23 protein-coding genes are annotated in these 24,525 nt (G+C 61.2%); 17 read left to right on the top strand and 6 right to left on the bottom strand.

Annotated features, from left to right (window positions below):
* Position 1: 1 nt before the first annotated feature.
* From FHT75_RS16380 to FHT75_RS16365, 4 genes are all read right to left on the bottom strand, one after another.
* The gene (locus tag FHT75_RS16380) at positions 2-433 is read right to left on the bottom strand and encodes an HIT family protein (RefSeq protein WP_063475505.1); all 432 of its coding nucleotides are present in this window, start codon (positions 431-433) and stop codon (positions 2-4) included.
* Positions 434-585: 152 nt separating this feature from the next.
* On the bottom strand, positions 586-1,776 hold the full coding sequence (locus FHT75_RS16375) for a GNAT family N-acetyltransferase (RefSeq protein ID WP_183845044.1): 1,191 nt from the start codon (positions 1,774-1,776) through the stop codon (positions 586-588).
* Positions 1,777-1,956: 180 nt separating this feature from the next.
* Positions 1,957-2,679 (bottom strand): glycerophosphodiester phosphodiesterase, encoded by a 723-nt coding sequence (locus FHT75_RS16370; RefSeq protein WP_063475506.1) that lies wholly within the window; start codon positions 2,677-2,679, stop codon positions 1,957-1,959.
* Complete coding sequence (locus FHT75_RS16365) at positions 2,676-3,146, bottom strand: RidA family protein (RefSeq protein ID WP_063475507.1); 471 nt, start codon at positions 3,144-3,146, stop codon at positions 2,676-2,678. Before FHT75_RS16365 ends, FHT75_RS16370 begins: the two co-directional genes overlap by 4 nt.
* Positions 3,147-3,282: 136 nt before the next feature.
* Here FHT75_RS16365 and FHT75_RS16360 point away from each other — a divergent pair, with 136 nt between their 5' ends.
* The 14 genes from FHT75_RS16360 (at position 3,283) to lpxB (ending at position 17,805) form a co-directional block, all read left to right on the top strand.
* A complete protein-coding gene (locus FHT75_RS16360) occupies positions 3,283-4,119 on the top strand; it encodes a cell envelope integrity EipB family protein (RefSeq protein WP_047614955.1) in 837 nt (278 codons plus the stop codon).
* A gap of 358 nt (positions 4,120-4,477) precedes the next feature.
* The gene (rpsB, locus tag FHT75_RS16355) at positions 4,478-5,245 is read left to right on the top strand and encodes a 30S ribosomal protein S2 (RefSeq protein WP_003573382.1); all 768 of its coding nucleotides are present in this window, start codon (positions 4,478-4,480) and stop codon (positions 5,243-5,245) included.
* A gap of 241 nt (positions 5,246-5,486) precedes the next feature.
* Positions 5,487-6,413, top strand: coding sequence for a translation elongation factor Ts (tsf, locus tag FHT75_RS16350; protein WP_047614958.1), 927 nt, complete (start codon positions 5,487-5,489; stop codon positions 6,411-6,413).
* A 95-nt stretch (positions 6,414-6,508) separates the two neighbouring features.
* Positions 6,509-7,231 (top strand): UMP kinase, encoded by a 723-nt coding sequence (gene pyrH / locus FHT75_RS16345; RefSeq protein WP_047614960.1) that lies wholly within the window; start codon positions 6,509-6,511, stop codon positions 7,229-7,231.
* 268 nt (positions 7,232-7,499) lie between these two features.
* Positions 7,500-8,060 carry a ribosome recycling factor gene (frr, locus tag FHT75_RS16340; RefSeq protein ID WP_028757647.1) on the top strand — a complete coding sequence of 187 codons (561 nt, stop codon included), beginning with the start codon at positions 7,500-7,502 and terminating at the stop codon, positions 8,058-8,060.
* Between the two features lie 37 nt (positions 8,061-8,097).
* Positions 8,098-8,841: an isoprenyl transferase gene (locus FHT75_RS16335; protein ID WP_028757646.1), complete on the top strand. Its 744-nt coding sequence runs from the start codon at positions 8,098-8,100 to the stop codon at positions 8,839-8,841.
* The gene (locus tag FHT75_RS16330) at positions 8,841-9,671 is read left to right on the top strand and encodes a phosphatidate cytidylyltransferase (protein ID WP_047614962.1); all 831 of its coding nucleotides are present in this window, start codon (positions 8,841-8,843) and stop codon (positions 9,669-9,671) included. The genes FHT75_RS16335 and FHT75_RS16330 overlap by 1 nt, the downstream gene beginning before the upstream one ends.
* 28 nt (positions 9,672-9,699) lie before the next feature.
* A complete protein-coding gene (rseP, locus tag FHT75_RS16325) occupies positions 9,700-10,833 on the top strand; it encodes an RIP metalloprotease RseP (RefSeq protein ID WP_047614964.1) in 1,134 nt (377 codons plus the stop codon).
* A gap of 197 nt (positions 10,834-11,030) precedes the next feature.
* Complete coding sequence (bamA, locus tag FHT75_RS16320) at positions 11,031-13,364, top strand: outer membrane protein assembly factor BamA (RefSeq protein WP_047614966.1); 2,334 nt, start codon at positions 11,031-11,033, stop codon at positions 13,362-13,364.
* A 50-nt stretch (positions 13,365-13,414) separates the two neighbouring features.
* Positions 13,415-14,479, top strand: a complete 1,065-nt coding sequence (gene lpxD, locus FHT75_RS16315; RefSeq protein ID WP_047614968.1) for a UDP-3-O-(3-hydroxymyristoyl)glucosamine N-acyltransferase — start codon at positions 13,415-13,417, stop codon at positions 14,477-14,479.
* Positions 14,472-14,939 carry a 3-hydroxyacyl-ACP dehydratase FabZ gene (fabZ, locus tag FHT75_RS16310; RefSeq protein ID WP_047614969.1) on the top strand — a complete coding sequence of 156 codons (468 nt, stop codon included), beginning with the start codon at positions 14,472-14,474 and terminating at the stop codon, positions 14,937-14,939. The genes lpxD and fabZ overlap by 8 nt, the downstream gene beginning before the upstream one ends.
* Positions 14,936-15,754, top strand: a complete 819-nt coding sequence (lpxA, locus tag FHT75_RS16305; RefSeq protein ID WP_047614971.1) for an acyl-ACP--UDP-N-acetylglucosamine O-acyltransferase — start codon at positions 14,936-14,938, stop codon at positions 15,752-15,754. Before fabZ ends, lpxA begins: the two co-directional genes overlap by 4 nt.
* 3 nt (positions 15,755-15,757) lie before the next feature.
* On the top strand, positions 15,758-16,639 hold the full coding sequence (locus tag FHT75_RS16300) for an LpxI family protein (protein ID WP_063475508.1): 882 nt from the start codon (positions 15,758-15,760) through the stop codon (positions 16,637-16,639).
* Positions 16,636-17,805, top strand: coding sequence for a lipid-A-disaccharide synthase (lpxB, locus tag FHT75_RS16295; protein ID WP_063475509.1), 1,170 nt, complete (start codon positions 16,636-16,638; stop codon positions 17,803-17,805). Before FHT75_RS16300 ends, lpxB begins: the two co-directional genes overlap by 4 nt.
* 28 nt (positions 17,806-17,833) lie before the next feature.
* Here lpxB and gltA read toward each other — a convergent pair whose 3' ends face one another.
* Entirely contained in the window at positions 17,834-19,123 is a 1,290-nt protein-coding gene (gene gltA / locus FHT75_RS16290) for a citrate synthase (protein WP_047614976.1), read from the bottom strand.
* 290 nt (positions 19,124-19,413) lie between these two features.
* Between gltA and FHT75_RS16285 the strand changes: the two genes are divergently transcribed.
* Positions 19,414-21,846: a ComEC/Rec2 family competence protein gene (locus tag FHT75_RS16285; protein WP_063475510.1), complete on the top strand. Its 2,433-nt coding sequence runs from the start codon at positions 19,414-19,416 to the stop codon at positions 21,844-21,846.
* Here the strand turns inward: FHT75_RS16285 and lexA are convergent.
* Positions 21,827-22,546 (bottom strand): transcriptional repressor LexA, encoded by a 720-nt coding sequence (gene lexA / locus FHT75_RS16280; RefSeq protein ID WP_003539306.1) that lies wholly within the window; start codon positions 22,544-22,546, stop codon positions 21,827-21,829. The two genes, FHT75_RS16285 and lexA, sit on opposite strands and share 20 nt — an antisense overlap.
* 197 nt (positions 22,547-22,743) lie before the next feature.
* Here lexA and FHT75_RS16275 point away from each other — a divergent pair, with 197 nt between their 5' ends.
* The gene (locus FHT75_RS16275; RefSeq protein WP_063475511.1) at positions 22,744-23,640 is read left to right on the top strand and encodes a VOC family protein; all 897 of its coding nucleotides are present in this window, start codon (positions 22,744-22,746) and stop codon (positions 23,638-23,640) included.
* Entirely contained in the window at positions 23,637-24,482 is an 846-nt protein-coding gene (kdsA, locus tag FHT75_RS16270) for a 3-deoxy-8-phosphooctulonate synthase (protein ID WP_063475512.1), read from the top strand. Before FHT75_RS16275 ends, kdsA begins: the two co-directional genes overlap by 4 nt.
* The last annotated feature ends 43 nt before the right edge of the window (positions 24,483-24,525 follow it).

Below are 24,525 nucleotides of genomic sequence, written 5' to 3'. Positions count from 1 at the left end.
GTTACGCCAGTGCCGCCCTGATCTTTTCGGCATGGGCGGCAAGCACGGCGCCATCCTCCATCTTGCCGGAATGCGGCTTGAGCGCAGCACCCTCATGGCGCGGGATGACGTGGAAATGCAGATGAAACACCGTTTGCCCGGCGGCCGGTTCGTTGAACTGGGCGATGAAGACGCCGTCAGCGTCGAAGACGTCCTTGACCGCAATGGCGACCTTCTGGACGACTGATATCGCATGGGCGAGGGTGGCTGGATCGGCATCGAGGATATTGCGCGACGCCGGTTTGGGAACGACGAGCACGTGGCCCGGCGCCTGCGGCATCACATCCATGAAGGCGATCGTGTGCGCGTCCTCGTAGATCCGGTGTGAGGGGATTTCGCCGCGCAGGATCTTGGCGAAGATGTTGTTGTCGTCATAGTCGGCCGGGTCGGTCATCGCGAAATCTCCTCGGTTCCTACCACGCCGCGCGTCTTTTCTGACGCCCCAAGGACGCTGTAGCATTTTAAACTACTGCATAACTCCTTAAATCGATTCCGATTTAAGGAGTTATGCAGGGTTGATCGGGTAACGCGCCCGGCAGGGCAGCGTCAATCCTCCTGCAGGCGCTCGCCCTTGCGGAAAGGACTGTGCTCACTCAGGACCTCGCTCATATGCTCGACATCGGCGCGCTCGCGCGCGAGATAGTCGCCGATTGCCCGGCGAAGGCCGGCATGGGCGACGTAGTGGGCCGAATGCGTCGTCACAGGGAGGTAACCGCGCGCAAGCTTGTGTTCGCCCTGCGCTCCGGCCTCGACGCGCTTCAGCCCTTTCGAAAGGGCGAAGTCGATCGCCTGGTGATAGCACACCTCGAAATGCAGGAAGGGATGATCCTCGATGCAGCCCCAGTGACGACCATAGAGTGTATCGCCGCCGATGAAGTTGATTGCGCCGGCGACATAACGCCCGTCGCGCTTGGCCATGACGAGCAGGATGTCATCGGCCATGCGCTCGCCGATCAGCGAGTAGAATTTGCGAGTGAGATAGGGCCGGCCCCATTTGCGGCCGCCGGTATCCATGTAGAATTTGAAGAACTGGTCCCAGATGCGCTCCGTCAGGTCGCGGCCGGTCAGCCAGTCGATGCTGATGCCGTTTTCGAGCGCGGCGCGGCGCTCCTTGCGCAACGCCTTGCGTTTGCGCGAGGCGAGCGTTTCGAGAAACGCCTCGTGATTGGCATAGCCGTCATTGATGAAATGGAATTGCTGGTCGGTGCGGTGCAGATAGCCGTCCATCTCGAAAACGCCGATCTCCTCGTCCGGCACGAAGGTGATATGGGCCGAGGAGATGCCGAGCCGGCGCACGACCTCCTTGAGACTTTCGGCGATGGCGCTCTGGATCGGCAGCCGCTGCAGCCCCTCGGCGACAAGAAGACGCGGACCTGTCGCCGGCGTGAACGGGATGGAGCACTGAAGTTTGGGGTAATAACGCCCGCCGGCCCGCTCGAAGGCGTCGGCCCAGCCGTGATCGAAGACATATTCGCCCTGGCTGTGGTTCTTGAGATAGCCGGGCAGGGCGCCGATCAGCTCGCCGCGATCGGTTTCGAGCAGCAGGTGGTGGCCGAGCCAGCCGGTCTCGGCGCTGGCTGAACCGGATTCCTCCAGCGACGACAAAAAGGCGTGCGAAACGAAGGGGTTGTAGGCAAGCGTGGCGCAAGTCTTCGAGGCCCCGGAAAGCCTGGACCAGCTCTCCGGGGAAATCGCGGGGAAGGAGCGTTCTACGCGAATGGACAGTTCATCAGTCATGGAGCAAATGCGAAGCCTGTGGGAGGATGGTTTCGGCTCTGCCTTACAGCGCCACGTGTCTTTCAGACGCGCAAAGGACGCTGTAACGCTTTGAGTTGCTGCACAATTTTAATCTTAAATCGATTCCGATCTAAGGAATTATGTGGCAGTTTGCGCATGATCTTGGTCAAAAAGCGAGCGTCAAACCGCCACGCGCGGATCGAAGCCTTCGAAAGTCATCTGGTCTGCGTGTGCGAATGTACGCCGGCGCGCCTCTTCGTCACGCACCGTCCAGGTAATGACGGGAATGCCCTTTTCGCGTTGACTTGTGATGAAGGCATTCGGCAGCTCGTCATAATAATAGGAGATGAAATCGAGGCCGATCTCCATCGCCTTCGCATGCGTCTTGAACTCCTCCGGCGTGTTGCCGTTGGCCGTCAGCCCGAGCGGGTAGGGTGAGCCAAGCGCCTTCAGATCGCGCAGCAGCCAGTGGTCGAAGCTCATCAGCGCCACCTTGCCCTCATAGTCTTCGAGCACTTCGAGAACGGCTTCGGCAAAACCCTCGTCATCGGCCTCGCGGCCCTTGAGCTCCAGCACCAGCGGCACCTTGCCCTCGACGAGGTCGAGGAGCTGGCGCAACGTCGGCACCTTGTCGCTGGTCCCGCCGACGGCGATCAGGCCAAGCTCCCGCGACGTGCGTTCGCGGATGTCGCCGTTGAGATTGCACAGGCGCTGCAGGTCCTCGTCGTGGAAGATGACCGGCACGCCGTCGGAGGCGTAATGCAGATCGCATTCGATCGCAAAGCCCGCTTCGACGGCACGCGAAAAGGCCGAAAGCGTGTTTTCCCAGACATGCTTGTCGAGGTCGTGATAGCCGCGATGGGCGACCGGCACGTCCTTGATCCAGGCAGCATTGGTGGTCATTCGGCGATTTCCATGATAGCATCTATCTCGACGGCGGCGTTCAGCGGCAGGGCAGCCATGCCGACGGCGGCGCGCGCATGTTTGCCGGCCTCGCCGAGTACGCCGGCAATCAGGTTCGAAGCGCCGTTGATGACGAGATGCTGCTCGACGAAGTCGGGCGCCGAGGCGACGAAGCCATTCAGTTTGATGACGCGCCGGATACGGCCGAGATCGCCGCCAAGTGCCGCCTTCGCCTGGGCGAGGATGTTGATGGCGCAGAGTTCGGCGCCGCGCTGGCCGCCCGCAACGTCGACGGTCTTGCCGAGATGGCCCGATACGGCGACCTTGCCGCCTTCGAGCGGCAGCTGGCCGGAGATGTAGAGAAGATTGCCGCTGATGACATAGGGAACGTAATTTGCAGCAGGTGCTGCGGCTTCGGGCAGGGTTATCCCCATCTCAGTCAGGCGTGCAGCAATTTCATCGGACATTTTCGTCTCCGCTTTTGTTGTCAATTCTTCAAAAATTATGCATCAAGACTAGAATCTTTAATATGACAGGTTCGAGCCTCGATTTGGCCGAAAGCGTTCTTATAACATCGCGACCGAGTCCAACAGGAGTTAATGAATGTTCCGATCGAGTCTTGTCGCTCTGCTTCTCGCCAGCGTTTCCGCCAATGCATGGGCGGCTGCGCCCGCGGTAAGCGCTGCGATCGCGACCGGCCTCGTCGCACATCGCGCGGTCTACGATCTGGAATTGAAGGACGCTTCGGACCGCTCCGGCATCGCCGGCATGTATGGTCGCATGGTCTATGAGTTCGACGGCAGCTATTGCCAGGGCTTCACGACCAACTTCCGCTTCGTCACGCAGATCGATACCGGCGACAGCGTGCGCGTCAGCGACCAGCAGACGAAGACCTTCGAGAACCTGAAGGATGGCAAGTTCACCTTCGACACCAAATCCTTCACCGACGACCAGCTCGATAAGGAGGTCAACGGTGCCGCGCAGGATCAGCCCGACGGTGTCAAGGTCGATCTCAAGCAGCCGTCGAGCCGCGAACTGCAGCTTGCCGAAAGCCGTTTTCCCACGGAACATATGCTCGACGTCATCCAGAACGCCAAGGACGGCAAGCGCTTCTTCGAGGCGCGCGTCTTCGACGGTTCCGATGACGGCGACAAATCGCTGGTGACGACGACGATCGTCGGCAAGCAGGAGACGCCGATTGCCGAGGAGGCCGATGCCGGCAATGCCGGGGCCTTCTCCAAGACGGCCTTCTGGCCGGTGACGATCGCCTATTTCAACGAGAATGCGAAATCGGATGCTTTGCCGGTCTACCGCATGTCGTTCAAGCTCTATGAGAACGGCATCACCCGCGACCTGACGATGGATTACGGCGATTTCGTCCTGACCGGCAAGCTCGCCAAGCTGGAGCTGCTCGAGCGCAAGGCCGAGGTCTGCAAGTAGGCGCGGGATTCCCGGCCAGCATAAAACTGTATCGTAAAATTCACCATGGTTCGGCGATCAGCGATGACCGAGGCGCCGTCTATCGTCCTGCTGCCGATGCCGGACGCAGCCGTCATGCTGTCGCTGCTGCCGACGCTGGCAAGCTGAGCGGCGGCCTTCTCGCGACCTTGCCGAGGAATGGGTCGGTTTTTTCGGCATAAGCCTTGCTTTTGTGCCAAATCGAATGTATGGGCACCGGCATTCCACACGTAAGGCATGGGATCGTCCGGGAGAAATCCGGGCTGTTCCGCCCGGTGGCATCCTCGAAGAGGGTGCTGTTCGCCTTGCGGAGGTTCAACCGGAAAAGGAGTAACAAGGCATGGCATTGCCTGATTTTTCTATGCGCCAGCTTCTCGAGGCAGGCGTCCACTTCGGCCACCAGACGCATCGCTGGAACCCGAAGATGAAGCCGTACATCTTCGGCGATCGCAACAACATTCACATCATCGATCTGGCCCAGACCGTTCCGATGCTGTCGCGCGCCCTTCAGGTCGTCAGCGACACCGTTGCCCGCGGCGGCCGCGTTCTCTTCGTCGGCACCAAGCGCCAGGCGTCTGAGATCATCGCCGACAGCGCCAAGCGTTCGGCCCAGTATTACGTCAACTCGCGCTGGCTCGGCGGCATGATGACGAACTGGAAGACGATCTCCAACTCGATCCAGCGCCTGCGCAAGCTCGACGAGATCCTGAACGGCGAAGCCCAAGGCTTCACCAAGAAGGAACGCCTGAACCTCGAGCGCGAGCGTGAAAAGCTCGACAAGGCTCTCGGCGGTATCCGCGATATGGGCGGCACCCCCGACCTGATGTTCATCATCGACACCAACAAGGAAAAGATCGCGATCGACGAAGCCAAGCGCCTCGGCATCCCGGTTGTCGCCATCATCGACTCGAACTGCGATCCGGACCTGATCGACTATCCGATCCCGGGTAACGACGACGCATCGCGCGCCATCGCTCTTTACTGCGAGCTGATCTCCCGCGCCGCCATCGATGGCATTGCGCGTCAGCAGAGCTCTTCCGGCCGCGATCTCGGCGCATCCTCCGAGGTTCCGGTCGAGCCGGCTCTCGAGGAAGCAGCCGAAGGCTGATGAAGGCGGGCGGATCGAAAGCTCCGCCAAAGCTTACAGAGACTGGGAAAGGCCGCTCGCGACTCATCGAAGTTCGGCGGCCTTGCCTGTTTCAGGGCGAGGGCGTCAGGCTCTTCGCCAGACTAAGTTTCGGTATGGCGCGTCTTCATCACGCTGTCATACATACAGGTACATTTCGTGCCTCAATCCGGTGCCGAGCCGCGCTCTGCGGCCCACCGTATGAACCGACAAGAGGAAGCTAATGAGCGAGATTACGGCTGCAATGGTGAAGGAACTGCGCGAAAAGACCGGCGCAGGCATGATGGACTGCAAGAAGGCTCTTGCTGAAACCGGTGGCGACATGGAAGCGGCGATCGACTGGCTGCGCGCCAAGGGCATCGCCAAGGCCGACAAGAAGTCCGGCCGCACCGCCGCTGAAGGCCTCATCGGCGTTTCGAGCCAGGGCACCAAGGCCGTCGTCGTCGAAGTCAATTCCGAAACCGACTTCGTCGCCCGTAACGACGCCTTCCAGGATCTCGTCCGCGGCATCGCCAAGGTCGCCGTCTCCACAGACGGTACCGTCGAAGCCGTTGCGGCTGCGACCTACCCGGCATCGGGCAAGTCCGTTTCCGACACGATCAAGGATGCGATCGCAACGATCGGCGAGAACATGAACCTGCGCCGTTCGACCGCTCTCTCCGTCGAGGACGGCGTCGTCGCCACCTATATCCACAATGCTGTTTCCGACGGCCTCGGCAAGCTCGGCGTTCTCGTGGCGCTGAAGTCGACCGGCGACAAGGAAGCCCTGAACGCAATCGGCCGCCAGGTCGCCATGCACATCGCTGCGACCGCGCCGCTGGCGATCCGCCCGGAAGAAGTCGATGCCGCCGTCGCCGAGCGCGAGCGCAACGTCTTCATCGAGCAGTCGCGCGCTTCCGGCAAGCCTGACAACATCATCGAGAAGATGGTCGAAGGCCGTATGCGCAAGTTCTTCGAGGAAGTCGCCCTTCTCTCGCAGGCTTTCGTCATCAATCCGGATCTGACCGTCGCAGCCGCCATCAAGGAAGCTGAAAAGGCCGTTGGTGCGCCGATCGAAGTCGCCGGCATGGCCCGTCTTCTGCTCGGCGAAGGCGTCGAAAAGGAAGAGACCGATTTCGCAGCCGAAGTTGCGGCTGCCGTCAAGGGTTGATCTTCCAGCCATAATTGGGAAAACACCAGGGCATCGCGTGACAACGCGATGCCCTTCGTGTATCGGGCATTCACGGCAATTTACGAGGAGCCAAGATGTCTTTAGAGCCTGTCTATAAACGCGTTCTACTCAAGGCCTCCGGCGAAGCGCTCATGGGTGGCCAGGGTTTCGGGATCGATGTCGCGGTGGCGGACCGCATTGCATCTGACATCGCCGAGGCAAGGCATATGGGCGTGGAAGTCGGCGTCGTCGTCGGTGGCGGCAACATTTTCCGCGGTGTCGCGGTAGCGTCCAAGGGCGGCGACCGGGTCACCGGCGACCATATGGGCATGCTCGGCACCATCATCAATGCTCTGGCGCTGGCGACCTCGCTGCGCAAGCTGAACATCGATACGGTGGTGCTTTCCGCCATCTCCATGCCGGAGATCTGCGAGAGCTTTTCGCAGCGTGCAACCCTTTATCATCTGTCGATGGGACGCGTGGTGATCTTTGCCGGCGGCACCGGCAATCCCTTCTTCACCACCGATTCTGCCGCAGCTCTCCGCGCCGCCGAAATGGGCGCACAAGCGATCTTCAAGGGCACGCAGGTGGACGGGATCTACACCGCCGACCCGAAGAAATATCCCGATGCGACCCGCCTCGACCGCCTGACGCACCAGGAAGTGCTGGACAGGGGACTAGCGGTGATGGACGTTGCCGCCGTCGCGCTCGCCAGGGAGAATTCCATTCCGATTATCGTCTTCTCGATCCACGAGAAGGGCGGTTTTGCTGAAATCTTGACGGGCGGTGGCCTCAAGACCATCGTCTCCGACAACTGATATAAGCTGCGCCGCTTTATCAGGCGCAGCCCTGGATAGAACATGATGATTTTAGGCCGGTTGGCCTGAAATCTGAATCATGTTCTACATTAAATAGTTAGAGCATGATGTCGTCCGAAAGCCGCTGACGCTTTTCGGCATCATGGTCTAGAGCATGTCGCGCAAAAGTGTGCAGCGGTTTTGCGATGACGGCATGCGCAAACCAAAGACCTAAAGCGCGGCAAGCGAATCTGAAAGATCGCGACGCGCTTTATACGGGAGCATCGACATGAGTGAAGGTATCGACATCAAGGAACTGAAGCGCCGCATGGATGGCGCGGTTTCCGCATTCAAGAGCGACATCGCATCGCTGCGCACCGGCCGGGCTTCGGCCAACATCCTCGATCCGGTAACGATCGAGGCCTACGGTTCGCGCATGCCGCTGAACCAGGTCGCCAACATCACCGTGCCTGAGCCGCGCATGCTGTCGGTTTCCGTCTGGGACAAGTCGATGGTCAGCGCCGTCGAGCGCGGTATCCGCGAATCCAATCTCGGTCTCAACCCGATCGTCGACGGCCAGAACCTGCGCATTCCGCTGCCGGAGCTGAACGAGGAGCGCCGCAAGTCGCTCGTCAAGGTGGCTCACGACTATGCTGAAAAGAGCAAGGTCGCGATTCGCCACGTCCGCCGCGACGGCATGGACGGCCTCAAGAAGGCCGAAAAGGATGGTGTAATCGGCCAGGACGAGAGCAGGGCGCAGTCGGAACGTGTACAGAAGATGACGGACGAGACGATTTCCGAAATCGACCGCTTGCTTGGCGAGAAGGAAAAGGAAATCATGCAGGTCTAGTGGATCTGTGCCTTTGCCTGGAAAGACCGGACGGGAAATGTCGGAATCTGTATTTGTGACCGTGCCTGAGCATGTTGCCATCATCATGGACGGCAATGGCCGTTGGGCCAAGCAGCGTGGCCTGCCGCGCACGATGGGCCATCGCAAGGGCGTCGAGGCGGTCCGCGAGACAGTGCGCGCCGCCGGTGCCGTCGGCATAAAATATCTGACCCTCTTTGCCTTCTCCTCGGAGAACTGGCGCCGGCCCGAGGCCGAGGTTTCCGATCTGCTCGGCCTGCTCAAGGCTTTCATTCGGCGCGACCTCGCCGAGCTTCATCGCCAGAATGTGCGCATCAAGGTGATCGGCGACCGCCACAGCCTGCGCAGCGACATTCTCGGTCTGCTGCTCGAGGCGGAGGAAACGACCAAGGACAACACGGCGCTGACGCTGGTCATCGCTTTCAACTATGGCTCGCGCGACGAGATCGCCCGCGCCGTGGTGAGTTTGGCCCGGGATGTCGAGGCCGGCTGCCTGAGGGCGCAGGACATCACCCCCGCGCTCATCAACGCACGTCTCGACACGGCAGGCATCCCCGATCCGGATCTCATCATCCGCACCAGCGGCGAGGAGCGGCTTTCCAACTTCCTGCTCTGGCAGGCCGCCTATTCGGAATTCATCTTCCTTCCGGAATACTGGCCGGATTTCAGCCCCGAGATCTTCCGCCAGGCGCTCGAGAAATTCGCCTCTCGTGACCGGCGCTTCGGCGGCCTGTCGTCGCAGGCAGCCGCGGTCGGCACCTGATGCAGAGGGAATTGAAGCTCCGCATCGTTTCAGGACTGATTCTTGCGGTCATCGTTCTTGCCGCCACCTGGTATGGCGGTCTTGCCTTCCGTATCCTGGCGGCCGCGATCGGCCTGCTGATCTATTATGAATGGTCGAAAATAACAGGCATCGCGCGTGATTGGGTCGCCAATGCCGTCGGCTGGATCGGCGAGGCGGCGGTCGCCTTTCTCGTGCTTGTCGGCAATTTCGAATTCGCCGCCGGGATGCTGGCCGGCGTCACCGCCGTCGGCATCGCCCTGATCATCCTGCACGGTACGAGCCGCTGGTTTCCGGCTGGCCTGTTTTATGCCGGCGCCACCGGCCTGGCGCTCGCCGCCATCAGAAGCGATGACCGGCCTGGCCTTTATGCCATGCTCTTCGTCTTTGCCGTCGTCTGGGCAACCGATATCCTCGCCTATTTCGTCGGCAGGGCGCTCGGCGGACCGAAGCTTGCCCCTTCGATCTCGCCTGGAAAGACGTGGTCGGGCGCAATCGGCGGGGCCGTTTCAGCCGTCGCTGCCGGCGTCGTTCTCGTCCATTTTCTCCTTCCGGGCACTGAAATCATCGCCGCCGGCGTAGCGCTCGTTCTGTCGGTTTGCAGCCAGTCGGGCGATCTTTTCGAATCTTTCATCAAAAGGAAATTCGGCGTCAAGGATTCAAGCCATCTCATTCCGGGCCATGGCGGGGTCATGGACCGTGTCGACGGACTGATTTTTGCCTGTTTTTCGGCGTTCTTGCTAGCTGGGCTTTTTTCCCTGATAAAGGGGGCTGAGATGACCTCGCTCGGCGCGGCATTGTTCGGCCTCTGATGACGCGGCAGCTTGACGGAAGGGACTCATGGAAACGGTGACCGGCATATACGGATTCTTGATGGGGAATATCGTCACCTTCATCCTCGTGCTCTCGCTGCTCGTCTTCGTGCATGAGATGGGCCACTATCTCGTCGGGCGCTGGAGCGGCATTCGCATCCTTGCCTTTTCCGTCGGCTTCGGTCCGGAGATCTTCGGCTTCACCGACCGCCACGGAACACGCTGGAAGATTTCGGTGATCCCGCTGGGCGGTTATGTCCGGTTCTTCGGCGACGAAGACGCCTCGAGCAAGCCAGACGCCGACAAACTCGCCGCCATGTCCGAGGAAGACAGGGCGCGCTCCTTTGCCGGCGCCAAGCTGTGGAAGCGCGCTGCCACCGTCGCAGCCGGCCCGATCGCCAATTTTCTGCTGGCGATCGCCATCTTCACCGTTCTTTTTTCTGTCTATGGCCGCATGATCGCCGATCCTGTCGTTGCCGAGGTCAAGCCGGATGGCGCCGCTGCTGCCGCCGGCATCCTTCCCGGCGACCTGCTGGTCGCCATCGACGGCAACAAGGTCGAGACCTTCGACGACGTGCGCCGCTATGTCAGCATCCGCCCGAGCCAGAAGATCGTCGTGACGATCGAGCGTGGCGGCGAGAAGCTCGATCTGCCGATGGTGCCGCAACGCACCGACCAGACCGACCAGTTCGGCAACAAGATCGAGCTGGGCCAGATCGGCATCGTCACCAATCAGCAGGCTGGCAATTTCCGCCTGAAGACCTATACGCCTCTCGAGGCGCTGCAGGAGGGCGTGATCCAGACTCGCGACATCGTCACCGGCACTTTCAAATATATCGGCAACATCTTCGCCGGAACGATGCGGGCCGACCAACTGGGTGGGCCGATCCGCGTGGCGCAAGCTTCGGGCCAGATGGCTACGCTTGGCATAGGCGCGGTGCTGCAACTTGCGGCAATGCTTTCGGTTTCGATAGGATTGCTTAACCTGATGCCGGTTCCGGTACTTGATGGCGGCCACCTGATGTTCTATGCGGTGGAAGCGGTAAGGGGGAAGCCGCTGGGCTCCACGGCTCAGGAAATTGCATTTCGCATCGGCTTGGCAATGATATTGACATTAATGGTTTTCACGACCTGGAACGACATCGGCTCGATCAGAGGGTAAACGGGCAAGGCGAGGGAATTACTGTTTATTTACGATGTTTCAAGGCTGTAGTGGCGAATGGGTCACGCTTGCAAATGAAGTAAACAGAAATTAACGACCTCGCTTGCTTGTATGTCAAAAGCGGGTAAAACGACACACGTGACCGGAATCGGGTTCTCCCGGAGCCGGGGACGAGGGAAACAAAGGTAATAGGTGAAATGAAGGCTGGTTCAAAGTTTTTGAACGCAGTATCGGCGGTTGCGCTGTCTGCTAGTGTTGTTGCTTCGGGCGCAGGTGCTTTGACGTTCGTTTCCGCTACGGCTGCTGAGGCCGCCGTCATCCAGCGTATCGATGTGCGCGGCGCAAGCCGCGTCGGCGCGGAGGCCGTCCGGTCGAACCTCACCATCTCTCCCGGGAAGAGTTTTTCCAACAGCGATATCGATGCTTCGGTCAAGCAGCTTTACGGTACGGGTTACTTCTCCGACGTGAAGATCTCGGTCTCCGGAAGCACGCTCGTCGTCAACGTTCAGGAAGCTCAGCTCGTCAATCAGGTCGTCTTCAACGGCAACCGCAAGATCAAGGACGACAAGCTCGCGACCATCGTCCAGACCCACGCCGCCGGTCCCTACAGCGACACCCAGATCCAGTCCGACATTCAGTCGATCAAGGATGCCTACGCTGCCACCGGCCGCAGTGAAGTCGAAGTGACGACGCAGGTGGTGCCGCTCGGCGAAGGCCGCGTCAACCTTGCCTTCGTCATCAACGAAGGTGATCGCACCAAGATCGATTCGATCAACTTCGTCGGCAACAATGCCTACAGCGCCGGCCGCCTGGCTGCCGTCATCAATACCAAGCGTTCGAACTTCCTTTCGTTCCTGACCCGCAAGGACGTCTATAACGAAGACAAGCTCCACGCCGACGAAGAAGCGCTGCGCCAGTTCTATTACAATCGCGGCTACGCCGACATGCGCATCGTCTCTTCCGATGCCACCTTCGACGACGCGACCAACAAATACACGCTCACCTTCAACATCGAGGAAGGCCAGCGCTACGATTTCGGACCAGTGACCGTCCAGTCGACCGTCGAAGGCGTCGGTTCCGATCAGTTGCTGCCGCTCGTGCGCACCCATGAAGGTCGTGTTTACAGCGCCAAGGACGTGCAGAAGTCGATCGAGGCGATCTCCGACCAGGTGGCGTCTGCCGGTTATCCTTTTGCGCGCGTCACGCCGCGCGGCAACCGCGACCTCAACAACAATACGATCGGTGTCGAATATCTGGTCGACCAGGGCGAACGCGCCTATGTTGAGCGCATCGAGATCCGCGGCAACAGCCGCACGCGCGACTACGTGATCCGCCGCGAATTCGACATGAGCGAAGGCGACGCCTTCAATCAGCAGATGATCACCAAGGCCAAGCGTCGCCTCGAAGCGCTGGGTTACTTCTCTTCCGTCAATATCTCCACCCAGCCGGGCAGCTCGCCCGACCGTGTCGTGGTGGTCGTCGACGTGCAGGATCAGTCGACTGGTTCGTTCGGTGTCGGCGCGGGTTATGCCGCCGGCGGCGACGGTCTGCTGCTCGAAGCATCGATCGAGGAAAAGAACTTTCTCGGCCGCGGCCAGTATATCCGCATTTCGGCCGGCGGCGGTCAGGAAGGCTCGCGCGCCTACGGCGTCAGCTTCACCGAACCCTATTTCCTCGGCTATCGCCTGGCGGCAGGCTTCGACGTCAACCGCAGCGAAACGTCGAGCAACGACGACTATGACTACGAGGAAACCAGCGTCGTTCTGCGTGTGACCGCACCGATCACCGAAGATCTGGCGACGACCTTCCGCTATAACTACAAGCAGATGAAGTATGACGGCGATACCTCCGATCTTTCGGCGACCTATGCCAATCTGGTCGATGAGAGCCCGTGGACGCGCTCTTCCGTCTCGCAGACGCTAACCTACAACACGCTTGATGACACCGTCCTGCCGCGTGAAGGCATCTATGCGACGGCGACGCAGGAACTTGCCGGCCTCGGCGGCGACTCGCAGTTCTACAAGATCTACGGCAAGGCGCGTTACTACCATCTGCTCGCCGACGATGCCGATATCATCGGCTCGGTCTCGGCTTCGGCGGGTTATGTCGTCCCACTCGGCGACCACCTGAATGTCTTCGATCAGTTCACCCTGACCAACGGCGATATTCGTGGCTTCGAGAACAAGGGGATCGGCCCACGCATCAGCGGCGATAATGATGACCCGCTCGGTGGCACGACCTATTTCACGGCGTCGGCGGAAGCGACCTTCCCGATGCCTGGCTTCCCGCGTGACTTCAACCTGCGCGGCGCCGTCTTTGCCGATGCCGGCACGCTGTTTGGCAATGATGTCGAGCTTCTCGGCTCCGATCAAGCGGAGGGCACCAGTGCTTCGCTGCGCGCTTCCGTTGGTGTCGGTGTTGTCTGGCAGTCTCCCTTCGGTGCATTGCGTCTGGATTACGCAATCCCGGTCCTCAAGGAAGACTTCGACAAGACGCAGAACTTCAAGTTTGGCATCAACAACCAATTCTGATATCGGCAGTCCGGAACTGTAAGACTCAATTCCGTTCTGGAGCATTGCCGATGGAGCAAAACGTTTTTTTTCTGCCCCATGAAGGTCTGAAGCTCGCTGAGCTGGCAGAGTTTCTTGGGGCAGAACTCGCCAATCCCGATCATGCCGATGTCATCGTCAGATCCGTGGCTCCCCTCAACCGGGCCCGGGCAGGCGATGTCTGCTATATCCTGTCGCGCCGCAGCCGCGATGAGCTGGCGACATGCGAAGCCTCGGCGGTGATCTGCGACAAGGCGCTCGTCGATCTCATCCCCGAGCACATTCCGGTCATTCTGTCGTCCAATCCGCACGCAGCCTTTGCGATGGCGGGCGGTCTGTTTTATCCCGCGGCCTTGCGCCCGGTCGTCTTTTCCAGTGAAAGCGAGATCGCGCCAAGTGCTGTGATCGATCCGAGCGCCAAGCTCGAAAAAGGTGTGATCGTCGAGCCGATGGCCGTCATCGGTGCGCATGCCGAGATCGGCGAGGGGACGCGCATCGGTGCGCACAGCATCATCGGCCCGGGCGTCAAGATCGGCCGGGATTGTTCGATTGCGGCCGGCGCGAGCATTCTCTGCGCGCTGATCGGCAATGGCGTCATCATTCACAACGGCGCCCGCATCGGCCAGGATGGTTTCGGCTATGCCCCGGGCCCGCGCGGTATGATCAAGATCGTCCAGATCGGCCGGGTGATCATCCAGGACAATGTCGAGATCGGCGCCAACACCACGATCGATCGCGGCGCCATGGACGATACGGTGATCGGCGAAGGCACCAAAATCGACAACCAGGTTCAGATCGGCCACAACGTTCAGATCGGCCGCCACTGTGCCGTCGTCGCCCAGGTCGGCATCGCCGGCAGCACAAAGATCGGCAATGGCGTGCAGATCGGCGGCCAGGTCGGCATCAAGGGGCATGTGACGATCGGCGACGGCGTGCAGATCGCCGCCAAAAGCGGTATCATGACCGACCTTGCCGCCGGCGGGCAATATGGCGGCGTACCCGCGCGCCCGCTAAAAGACTATCTGAGAGAGGCTGCGCAGCTGATGTCCAAGACCAAGCAGCGCGAGAGTAAACCTGGAGGCAAGCAAAATGACTGAGGAAGCCACGACAACGCTTTCTTCGGCTGACATCATCGAGATCATGAAGCTGCTGCCGCATCGTTACCCCTTCCTCTTGGTCGACAAGATCATCGAGATCGACGGCGACAACAGCGCGATCGGCATCAAGAACGTCACGGCGAACGAACCGCATTTCACCGGCCATTTTCCGGAAGCTCCGATCATGCCGGGCGTTCTCCTGATCGAAGGCATGGCTCAGACTGCGGGCGCGATCTGTGCCAAGAAGGAAGGCCAGCCGGGCAACCTCGTCTATTTCATGACCATCGAGAATGCGCGCTTCCGCAAGCCCGTCGTGCCCGGCGATCGCGTTGAATTCCATGTCAAGAAACACAAGCAGCGCGGCAATATCTGGAAATTCCATTGCGACGCCAAGGTTGACGGCGCGCTTGTCGCCGAGGCCGATATCGGCGCGATGATCGTTCGTAAGGATCAGGCATGAGCAATATCGCCGAAAGCGCCCTTATTCATCCGATGGCCGCCGTCGAAGACGGTGCCGTTATCGGTGAGGGCGTCAAGATCGGTCCCTTCTGCCATGTCGGGTCGCACGTCGTCCTGCATGCGAATGTCGAGCTTTTGTCGCATGCGGTCGTTACCGGCCGCACCGTGATCGGCAAGGGCACGCGCATCTTCCCGATGGCCGTCATCGGCGGCGATCCGCAGAGCGTGCATCACGGCGGTGAGGAGACGACGCTGACGGTCGGCGCCAACTGCACGATCCGCGAAGGCGTGACGATGAATACCGGCACCTCCGACTTCGGTGGCCAGACGATCGTCGGCGACAACAACCTCTTCCTCGCCAATTCCCACGTTGCGCATGACTGCCGCGTCGGCAATCACGTGATCATGTCGAACAACGTCATGCTCGCCGGCCACGTCGTCATCGAGGATCGTGTCATTCTGGGCGGCGGTTCTGCCGTTCACCAGTTCACCCGTGTCGGCCGTCAGGCCTTCGTCGGCGGGCTCTCGGCGGTCAGTTACGACGTCATTCCCTACGGCATGCTGAACGGCAATCCCGGGCTGCTGAGCGGCCTCAACGTCGTCGGCATGACGCGCGCCGGCATCGACCGCGCCGTCATTCACCGGGTGCGTCGCGCCTACAAGGCGATCTTTGAAGGAACGGGCTCCGTCCGCGAAAACGCCGCCGCCATCCGCGACGAATATGCCGATTGCGAGCAGGTGGTCCACATTCTCGACTTCATCGCCGCCGATAGCGACCGCGCCTTGTCCTCGCCGACCCGGGGGCAGAAGGGCTAGCCCGTGACATTTTCCGGCGAAACCGCTGCGGGCCGGCTGGCGATTATCGCCGGCGGCGGTCTTCTGCCTTCCTATGTCGCCGAAGCCGCGCGCGCCGCCGGCGAAAATCCGGTCATCGTCGCGCTGAAGGACGAAAGCGACCGGCGTTGGGAAGGCTATGACCACGCTGTCATCGGTATCGGCGATTTCGCCGCCCTCGATGGGTTGCTCAACCGGTATGGCATTGGCCGTGTCGTGATGTCGGGCAGTGTGCGCCGCCGCCCGGAATGGCGCGAGGTGCGCCCGACGCTGCGCATCCTGATGAAAGTGCCGGCCGCCATCCGCACCTTGCTGTCCGGCGGCGACGATACGGTTCTGCAGATGGTGATCCGCCTGATCGAGGGAAACGGCCGCCGCGTCGTTGGCGCCCATGAAATCGCCCCCGACCTGCTTGCCTCCGTCGGCCCGCTTGGTGCTGTGGCGCCCGGCGAGGACGACCGGCGTGATATCAGCCGTGCTGGCGAAGCCGCCGAAATGCTCGGCCGGCTCGATGTCGGGCAGGGCGCCGTCAGCATCGGCGGGCGTGTCGTCGCGCTGGAGGGTCTTGAAGGCACGGATGAGATGCTGGACCGCGTGACGGGTCTCAGAGCCGCCGGACGCATCTCGCCACGCCGCCGCGGCGCACTCGTCAAGCTCTGCAAGCCGCAGCAGGATATCCGCGCCGATCTGCCGGCGATCGGCGTATCCACGGTGCTGAACGCGAGGAAAGCCGGCCTTGCCGGTGTCGCCGTTGAGGCCGGCCGTTCACTGGTGCTCGATCGCGCCGCCGTCATCAAGGCCGCCGACGAGGCCGGGCTTTTCGTCTGCGGCATCGATCGCGGCCTGCCGGCATGGGGGCTTGTATGAACGGGGCGCCGCTGAAGATCGCCGTCATTGCCGGTGAGGTGTCGGGGGATCTGCTCGGCGCCGATCTCATCGCCGCCCTGAAACGGATTCATAGCGGACCGGTGGAACTGGTCGGCGTCGGCGGCGAGGCGCTGCAAGCAGAAGGCCTGAGATCGCTGTTCGATTTCTCCGAGTTGTCGATCATGGGCATCACCCAGGTGCTGAGCCGGCTGCCAAAACTCTATACCCTGATCCGCCGGACGACGGCTGAAATCATCGCCGCAAGGCCGGACATTCTTCTCATCATCGACAGCCCGGATTTCACCCATCGCGTTGCAAAGCGCGTCCGCACCGCGCTGCCCGATCTGCCTGTTGTCAATTATGTCTGTCCGAGCGTTTGGGCCTGGAAGGAATATCGCGCCACGCGCATGCTCGGCTATGTCGATCATGTGCTCGCCGTCCTGCCCTTCGAGCCGGAAGTGATGCGCACGCTCGGCGGCCCGGAGACGACTTATGTCGGCCATCGCCTGATTGCCGATCCGGCATTGCTCGAGGCGCGGCGGCTGCGCGCCGGCAGGCAGCCCGGCAACGGCCCGATCCTTCTTCTTCCCGGTTCGCGTTCATCCGAGATCAAGAATCTCGTGCCCTATTTCGAGGCCGCAGCGAAGGAGCTTGTTGCCCGCAATGGGCCGATGCGCTTCATTCTGCCGACGGTGACGCACAAGGAGGCGCTTGTCCGCGAAATGACGGCGGGGTGGGCGGTAAAACCGGAGATCGTCGTCGGCGCGGAAGCGAAATGGAAAGCCTTCTCCGAAGCCGATGCAGCCATGGCGGCGTCCGGAACTGTCATTCTTGAGCTGGCGCTTGCCGATGTGCCCGTCGTCTCCGCCTACAAGGTCGACTGGATCATGCGGTTGCTGACATCAACCATCAAGACCTGGACAGGCGCGCTGCCAAACCTGATCGCCGATTACGCGGTCGTGCCGGAATATCTCAACGATATCGTTCGCGGCGCCAGTCTCGCCCGCTGGATGGAAAGGCTGTCGGCCGACACCTACCAGCTGAAGGCGATGAAGGAAGGCTATGACCTTATCTGGCAGCGCATGCAGACCGAAAAGCCGCCCGGCGAGCATGCCGCCAAGATCCTTCTCGATGTCCTGAAAAAGAAAAAACCCGGCCGTTTCTGACCGGGTTTTCTTTTAGGCTTTGAAGCGATCAGCGCTTCGAAACCGGGATATAGTCGCGCTTGGGTTCGCCGACATAGAGCTGGCGCGGACGGCCGATGCGCTGTTCCGGATCCTCGATCATCTCGTTCCACTGTGCGATCCAGCCGACCGTGCGGGCGAGCGCGAAGAGCACGGTGAACATGGTCGTGGGGAAGCCCAGCGCCTTCAGAGTGATGCCGGAATAGAAGTCGATATTCGGATAGAGCTTCTTCTCGATGAAATATTCGTCGGTGAGCGCGATGCGCTCCAGCTCCATCGCCACTTCGAGCAACGGGTCGTCCTTGATGCCGAGTTCGCCCAGCACTTCATGCGTCGTCTTCTGCATGATCTTGGCGCGCGGATCATAGTTCTTGTAGACGCGGTGGCCGAAGCCCATCAGGCGGAACGGGTCGTTCTTGTCCTTGGCGCGGGCGATATATTCCGGGATGTGGTCGACTGTGCCGATTTCGTTCAGCATGTTGAGCGCTGCTTCGTTGGCGCCGCCATGTGCGGGCCCCCAGAGGCAGGCGATGCCGGCCGCGATGCAGGCGAACGGGTTGGCGCCCGACGAACCGGCGAGACGGACGGTCGAGGTCGAAGCGTTCTGCTCGTGATCGGCATGCAGGATGAAGATGCGGTCCATGGCGCGAGCAAGCACCGGATTGACCACATATTCCTCGCAAGGCACGGCAAAGCACATGCGCAGGAAGTTCGACGCATAGTCGAGGTCGTTCTTCGGATAAACGAAGGGCTGGCCGATATGGTATTTGTAGGCCATGGCGGCGAGCGTCGGCATCTTCGCGATCATACGCAGGCTGGCGACCATGCGCTGGTGCGGATCGGTGATGTCCGTGGAGTCGTGATAGAAGGCCGACAGCGCGCCGACGCAGCCGCACATGACGGCCATCGGATGCGCATCGCGGCGGAAGCCGGTGAAGAAGCGGCTCATCTGCTCATGCACCATGGTGTGGTGCGTGACGCGATAATCGAAATCCTTCTTCTGCGCGGTGGTCGGCAGTTCGCCGTAGAGAAGCAGGTAGCAGACTTCCAGGAAGTCGCCATGCTCGGCGAGCTGCTCGATCGGATAGCCGCGATGCAGCAGAACACCTTCGTCGCCGTCGATGTAGGTGATTTTCGATTCACAGGATGCGGTCGAGGTAAAACCCGGATCGTACGTGAAGGAAGCCGTGTTCTTGTAGAGGGCACCGATATCGATGACGCTCGGGCCGATCGTGCCGCTCTTGACGGCAAGGTCGACAGATTTGTCACCGATTTTTATTGTAGCGCTTTGATCCGTCATGCTGATCCTCCGAAATGGCGGTGGCGCCTTAAAAGCGCCATAGGGGTTAAGCGTCCTCACCGATAGCTATATGATCGCGAAGCTAATGCCAAGTTACCGTGACGGCATTTTGTGCATTGCGGTATCACCTTTTAGGCACTGCAGCGATGAGCCGCGTGCATATCGGAAGCTGATGATTCGACTGGTCTTTTGGCACTCGCGATTTTCCCTCATATTTCAATCGATTATTCTTGCCGGATTTGATGGGAGGTTGCATTCTGGCCGCCTTGGCGGGTGAGCTTGGGCGGCGGATGCAGGAATTGACGACAGTCGAATTGCGGCCGGAAGCAGGCGCCGGCCTTGCCGATACCTCCGGTTTTTCTCCCCCTGCCGTGGTGTCGCGGCCGGCAAGGACGCAGTCGGCGACACCGTTGCGCCATCGCCTGCCGGCTTTGGCCTCGCAATCGCTGCGTGCCGGCAGGCGCATGCTGGGCGAGGAGGCGGATCATGGCCGCCGGCTGCTATTCTCGCCGGTCTTCCTCGGCGCCGGATCAGCCTTCTGGTTTCTTGGAGCATCGGATTTTCCGGTCATTGCACCGCTGCTCTGCCTGTTGGTGCTGACGACCGCGGTTCTGATCGCCAGCCGTATGCGGGCGGCATTGCGGACCGTCCTGCTGGCGCTTGCACTTATGGCCGGTGGCATGGTCTCGGCGGAGTTCGAAAGCTGGCGGGCTTCGACCGTGATCCTCGACTCCGCCGTGACGACGACGGTGACCGGCCGTGTCGAACGGCGCGAAGGCGATGGTCGCGGCCGGTGGCGCTACATTCTGGCCGTCACCGGCACCGAGGCGCCGCAGGTGAAGCGGCCGCCGGAACGGATAACCGCGATCGCCCGCGGCGCCGACGCGCCTTTCGAGATCGGTGACATCATCACCGGCAGGGCTCGGCTGACACCACCGTCAGGCCCAGCACTTCCAGAGCTCAACGACTTCTCTTTCGGGGCCTATTTCGATGGCATCGGCGCCAATGGTTTCTTCTACGGCGCGCCGACGAAAGTCGATTTGCAGGCAGGCCCGCAGGCTGCCAGATCGACGGCGGAAGCCCTGCTCGAATGGCTTTACCGGCTGCGCAGCGGCATCGGCGACCGCATCCGATCGATTCTGCCCGGCGACACCGGCGCTTTTGCCGCTGCTCTGGTGACGGACGAACGGCGCGCCATCTCGAATGCGACCACGGAGGCGCTGCGCCAGTCCGGTCTGGCGCATATCATCGCCATCTCAGGACTCAACATGGCGCTGTCGGCCGGCATCTTCTTCGTCGGCTTCCGGATGCTGCTCAGCCTCTTTCCCGGCGTCGCCCAGGCCTATCCGACGAAGAAGATCGCCGCCGCCGGCGCGCTCATCGCCGTCACGGCCTATTTCCTGATCTCCGGCTTCGCGGTCTCGGCCGAACGCGCCTTCATCATGATGGCCATCATGCTGATTGCCGTCTTCTTTGACCGGCCGTCGATCAGCCTGCGCAATGTCGCTCTCTCCGCGCTCGTCATCCTCGTCATTTCGCCCTCCGAAGTCCTGGGGCCGAGCTTCCAGATGTCCTTTGCCGCAACCTTGGCGCTCGTGTCGGGCTATCAGCTGTGGAAGGATCGGCGCGTCCGCGAGAATGCCTTCCTGAAGCTGCCGATCGTCAGGCCTTTCGTCGCGGTTGCGGGGTTCTTCGGCGGTGTCTTCCTGACCTCGCTGATCGGCGGTTTCTCCACCGCACTGTTTTCGATCGAGCATTTTCATCGCCTGACCGCCTACGGCCTGCCGGCAAACCTCGCGACGATGCCGATCATCTCCTTCATCATCATGCCGGCCGGGTTGCTGGCGATGCTGCTCATGCCTTTCGGTCTGGACGTTTTGCCTTGGAAGATTGTCGGATTCGGCCTCGATCTGGTGATCGCCGTCGCCAAGACCGTGTCCGGCTGGGGTGGCGACATCGGCATCGGCCGCTTGCCCGCCTGGTATTTCGCGGTCGCCGTGGCAGGCTTCCTGCTGCTGACGCTGCTCCGCACTCGGCTGCGCCATATGGGCACGTCGATCATGTCAGTCGCAACGCTCATCCTGCTGCTTCTGCCGGTTCCCCGGCCGCCGGATCTGGTGATTTCGGAAGATGGCAGTCTCGTCGCGGTCGTCGAGGCGGCGGCAATGGCCTCCAACCGTGAAAACCCGCCGGATTTCATCTTCGACCAATGGCAGCGCGCGCTGGTCCTGCCGGCGCATGACCCGCCGAAGATGCTGGATGGTCCTGCTGTCCCGCCAGCGGGAGAGGACCGCCGCGTCAAGCTCTCCCGCGATCAGCAGAACGAAGCGAGGGCGGCGATGCGGGCGGCTGCAGCCGGCGGTGACGCAAACCGCTTTTCCTGCGTCAAGAAGGCCTGGTGCATATCAAGGCTTGGCAACGGTCATGTGGTCGCCGTCATCGACAACGCCGCCTATCTCGCTCCGGCCTGCGATGCGGCCGATATCGTGGTAACGTCGGTCCGCCTGCGTTTCAACAGCTGCCGCTCAGGCGCGACGCTCTTCACCGGCGAGACGTTGCGCCGGACCGGTTCCGTCGAGCTGCGGTTCGCGGAGGCCGGCATGGAGGTCACAACCGCATTCGATGATCTGTGGCGGCCATGGATCCGCCATCGCGCCTATGACTGGCGCAGCAACAGCTTTGTCGAAACCGGCCTGCAGGGTGTCAGTGATAGCGGCGAATAAGGCCGACGAGTTTGCCCTGCACCTTGACGCGGTCTGGCCCGAAGATCCGGGTCTCGTAAGCCGGGTTGGCCGCTTCCAGCGCGATCGAGGCGCCCTTGCGGCGGAAGCGTTTGAGCGTCGCTTCTTCGTCGTCGACGAGAGCAACGACGATGTCGCCAGGGCTTGCGGTGCTGCCATTGCGGATGATCACGGTGTCGCCGTCGAAAATGCCGGCGTCGATCATCGAATCACCCTTGACCTCCAGCGCGTAGTGTTCACCGGAGCCGAGCATATCGGCCGGAACGACGATGTCGTGGGTGTTGTTCTGGATTGCCGAGATCGGAACGCCGGCGGCGATCCGGCCCATGACCGGCACGGAGACTGAGTTGCCATTGTCGGCGACGGGTTTTGCAGGAGCGGGAGTGGCGACCGGCTGGGGCTTGCCCAGGCTGCCCTCAATGACGCTCGGCGAAAAGCCGCGCCGGGGCTGGATGCTGGGGCTATAGGCCTCCGGAAGCTTGATGACCTCGAGTGCGCGGGCCCGGTTCGGTAGGCGGCGAATGAAGCCACGCTCCTCGAGCGCAGTAATCAGCCGGTGAATCCCGGACTTCGAAGCGAGATCCAGGGCGTCCTTCATTTCGTCGAAAGACGGCGGAACGCCGGATTCCTTCATGCGCTCATGAATGAAGAGGAGAAGCTCCTGTTGTTTGCGCGTGAGCATCGACGTTGTGACCCCGTGATTGAAACAAATCCAGAACAGACACTATATGTTCCATATGTGTTCCGCAAGTAGCTAAATTTCCGTAAAACTTGGCGCCAACTCGTTGAGATTTTTATTTTCATTCGCCGGATTGGCCGACAAGTCTTGCCTTGCGCGGCACTGTCGCACATCTCTGCCGTGTGAGGAGAGGGGATACCATGAACGAGCATTCCGCCAAACCACGCCCGCTGGATCATGTCGTGCTGCCGGTCGTCAATATCGATCTGGCGCGCGAGAGGCTCGGCAAGCTGGGCTTTACCGTTGCCGCCGATGCGCGTCATCCCTTCGGAACGGAGAATGCCTGCGTCTTTTTTGCCGATAAGACCTATCTGGAGCCGCTCGGGATTGCGAGCGTTAGGGAAAGTGAAGCATCGGCGCGGCAAGGCAATGTCTTCACCGCCCGCAACCGCGCCTTCCGATTCCGCTGCGGCGAGGAAGGGCTTTCGGCGGTGGCCTTCGGCAGCGAGGATGCCGATATCGATCATCGGAATTTCGTCGGCGACGGAGCGAGCGCCGGCGAGATGCTGGCGTTCAGCCGGCCGATGACGATGCCGGATGGTTCTGAGAGCATTGCCGGCTTCAGGCTGGCCTTTGCCGGCGACCTGCGCGCGCCCGATCTCTTTCTCTTCACCGTCGAGCGCGTCAATCCGCTGCCGGCCGACCGCGGCGCGCTGGAGGCGCATGCCAATGGCGTCACCGGCATTGCCGAGGTGGTGCTTTGCGCGCCCGATGCGGCTGCCTTCGCCGCCTTCGTCAGTCTTGCCAGCGCGCAATCGGCAGTCGAGAACACCGGTTTCGGCGTCAAGATCGCGGCGTCGAATGTGAAAATCAGCCTGATGACGCCGGAGGGTTTGGAGGCCTATTTCGAGGTCGCCGTCCCATCCGCCGACCGCGGCCTGCGCGGCCGGGCGATTCTCTTCGCTGTCGCCGATCTTGCCGTGACAGAAGCGCATTTGGCTGCTAACGGGGTGACATATACGCGCATGAACAATCGCATTCTGGTGAAGCCCGCGCCCGGGCAGGGCACGCTTTTCGCCTTCGAGGAAACACGATGAGCACAGATACGAATTCCCAAGTCAAGATCGGCGAGGGCCAGGGCCAGGTCACCTTTTCCAACACCGGCCGCCTGTCGCTGATTGCCGGCCCTTGCCAGATGGAGAGCCGCGACCACGCCTTCATGGTGGCCGGCACGCTGAAGGAGCTTTGCGGAAAGCTCGGCATCGGCCTCGTATACAAGAGCTCCTTCGACAAGGCGAACCGCACTTCGCTTTCGGCCGAACGCGGCATCGGCATTGAAAAGGGCATGGAGATCTTTGCCGACCTCAAGAAGGAATTCGGCTTTCCCGTCCTGACCGACGTTCATACCGCCGAACAATGCGCCGAGGTGGCAAAGACCGTCGATGTCCTGCAGATCCCGGCCTTCCTTTGCCGCCAGACCGATCTTCTCATCGCCGCCGCCAAGACCGGCCGCGTCGTCAATGTCAAGAAGGGCCAGTTCCTCGCTCCCTGGGATATGAAAAACGTCCTGAAGAAGCTCAACGCCAGCGGCAATCCGAACGTGCTGCTGTGCGAGCGCGGCGCCTCCTTTGGCTACAACACGCTGGTTTCCGACATGCGTTCGCTGCCGATCATGGCGTCGATGGGTGCTCCCGTTGTTTTCGACGCCACCCATTCCGTGGCGCAGCCGGGCGGGCAGGGCGATTCCTCGGGCGGCCAGCGGGAATTCGTGGAAACGCTGGCGCGCGCAGCGGTGGCGACCGGCATTGCCGGCGTCTTCCTCGAAACCCATCAGGACCCCGACAATGCGCCTTCCGACGGACCGAACATGGTCTATCTCAAGGACATGCCGCGGCTCCTCGAAAAGCTGCTTGCCTTCGATGCGGTCGCCAAGGCCTGATTACCCAGCTTGACGTTCAACAGTCTGACACGATCGCGCTATA

It is taken from the genome of Rhizobium sp. BK112, assembly GCF_014193215.1.
GTDB classification, from domain to species: Bacteria; Pseudomonadota; Alphaproteobacteria; order Rhizobiales; family Rhizobiaceae; genus Rhizobium; species Rhizobium anhuiense.
The sequence above is the reverse complement of the archived record's forward strand: the minus strand, read 5'-3'. Positions and strand labels throughout refer to the sequence as shown.

Coding starts and splice junctions, on each gene's coding strand:
- FHT75_RS16380 (WP_063475505.1), bottom strand. CDS start 433: ATGACCGACCCGGCCGACTATGACGACAACAACATCTTCGCCAAGATC.
- FHT75_RS16375 (WP_183845044.1), bottom strand. CDS start 1,776: ATGACTGATGAACTGTCCATTCGCGTAGAACGCTCCTTCCCCGCGATT.
- FHT75_RS16370 (WP_063475506.1), bottom strand. CDS start 2,679: ATGACCACCAATGCTGCCTGGATCAAGGACGTGCCGGTCGCCCATCGC.
- FHT75_RS16365 (WP_063475507.1), bottom strand. CDS start 3,146: ATGTCCGATGAAATTGCTGCACGCCTGACTGAGATGGGGATAACCCTG.
- FHT75_RS16360 (WP_047614955.1), top strand. CDS start 3,283: ATGTTCCGATCGAGTCTTGTCGCTCTGCTTCTCGCCAGCGTTTCCGCC.
- rpsB (WP_003573382.1), top strand. CDS start 4,478: ATGGCATTGCCTGATTTTTCTATGCGCCAGCTTCTCGAGGCAGGCGTC.
- tsf (WP_047614958.1), top strand. CDS start 5,487: ATGAGCGAGATTACGGCTGCAATGGTGAAGGAACTGCGCGAAAAGACC.
- pyrH (WP_047614960.1), top strand. CDS start 6,509: ATGTCTTTAGAGCCTGTCTATAAACGCGTTCTACTCAAGGCCTCCGGC.
- frr (WP_028757647.1), top strand. CDS start 7,500: ATGAGTGAAGGTATCGACATCAAGGAACTGAAGCGCCGCATGGATGGC.
- FHT75_RS16335 (WP_028757646.1), top strand. CDS start 8,098: ATGTCGGAATCTGTATTTGTGACCGTGCCTGAGCATGTTGCCATCATC.
- FHT75_RS16330 (WP_047614962.1), top strand. CDS start 8,841: ATGCAGAGGGAATTGAAGCTCCGCATCGTTTCAGGACTGATTCTTGCG.
- rseP (WP_047614964.1), top strand. CDS start 9,700: ATGGAAACGGTGACCGGCATATACGGATTCTTGATGGGGAATATCGTC.
- bamA (WP_047614966.1), top strand. CDS start 11,031: ATGAAGGCTGGTTCAAAGTTTTTGAACGCAGTATCGGCGGTTGCGCTG.
- lpxD (WP_047614968.1), top strand. CDS start 13,415: ATGGAGCAAAACGTTTTTTTTCTGCCCCATGAAGGTCTGAAGCTCGCT.
- fabZ (WP_047614969.1), top strand. CDS start 14,472: ATGACTGAGGAAGCCACGACAACGCTTTCTTCGGCTGACATCATCGAG.
- lpxA (WP_047614971.1), top strand. CDS start 14,936: ATGAGCAATATCGCCGAAAGCGCCCTTATTCATCCGATGGCCGCCGTC.
- lpxB (WP_063475509.1), top strand. CDS start 16,636: ATGAACGGGGCGCCGCTGAAGATCGCCGTCATTGCCGGTGAGGTGTCG.
- gltA (WP_047614976.1), bottom strand. CDS start 19,123: ATGACGGATCAAAGCGCTACAATAAAAATCGGTGACAAATCTGTCGAC.
- FHT75_RS16285 (WP_063475510.1), top strand. CDS start 19,414: ATGCAGGAATTGACGACAGTCGAATTGCGGCCGGAAGCAGGCGCCGGC.
- lexA (WP_003539306.1), bottom strand. CDS start 22,546: ATGCTCACGCGCAAACAACAGGAGCTTCTCCTCTTCATTCATGAGCGC.
- FHT75_RS16275 (WP_063475511.1), top strand. CDS start 22,744: ATGAACGAGCATTCCGCCAAACCACGCCCGCTGGATCATGTCGTGCTG.
- kdsA (WP_063475512.1), top strand. CDS start 23,637: ATGAGCACAGATACGAATTCCCAAGTCAAGATCGGCGAGGGCCAGGGC.